General features: G+C 61.5%; 1 protein-coding gene and 1 pseudogene. One reads left to right on the top strand and one right to left on the bottom strand.

All coding sequences use genetic code 11. From position 1 onward, the window contains the following. Positions 1–197: pseudogene (locus O4G76_RS19955) on the bottom strand (mercury transporter); the annotation flags it as partial. Between the two features lie 72 nt (positions 198–269). Here O4G76_RS19955 and O4G76_RS19960 point away from each other — a divergent pair. Continuing rightward, the coding region (locus tag O4G76_RS19960; protein WP_373568055.1) for a MerR family transcriptional regulator at positions 270–481 on the top strand (212 nt) is incomplete at its 3' end.

Below are 481 nucleotides of genomic sequence, written 5' to 3' on the forward strand. Positions count from 1 at the left end.
TACCACTTGTAGGCATAGAGGGCGCCCATCTGGGCGATGAAAACCCCGCTGACCCCGAAGCTGACAAGCACCAGCGGTAGGATGCAGCAGGATGCCATGGCCAGTGCACCGAGCGCCGCCAACGCGGTGGCCGTCCAGGCGCGGCCTTCCGGAACGTCTGACGCGTCCCTCGGCAATGCAGAATCCGTGGTGTCCATGCATGGTCTCCTTGCGATCATCTGCAAGGAGACCTAAGGTCTGTAGCAGATACAGGCTCAAGGACTTTCCGAATGGGAAAAGATCACGCTTCCGTGAAGCCGATGCAGCGAGCCGCCCTCGCCCGGGCCACGGGATGCAACCTCGAGACCATTCGCTACTACGAGACGATCGGAGTCATGCCCGATCCGCCCCGGGACCCGAACGGTTACCGCAGCTACGGTGAGGATCATGTGCGCCGATTGCGCTTCGTCATGCGCGCGCGTGATCTCGGATTTTCTCTCGA

Source organism: Limimaricola sp. G21655-S1, from assembly GCF_027213785.1.
In the GTDB taxonomy this organism is placed as follows: Bacteria; Pseudomonadota; Alphaproteobacteria; order Rhodobacterales; family Rhodobacteraceae; genus Limimaricola.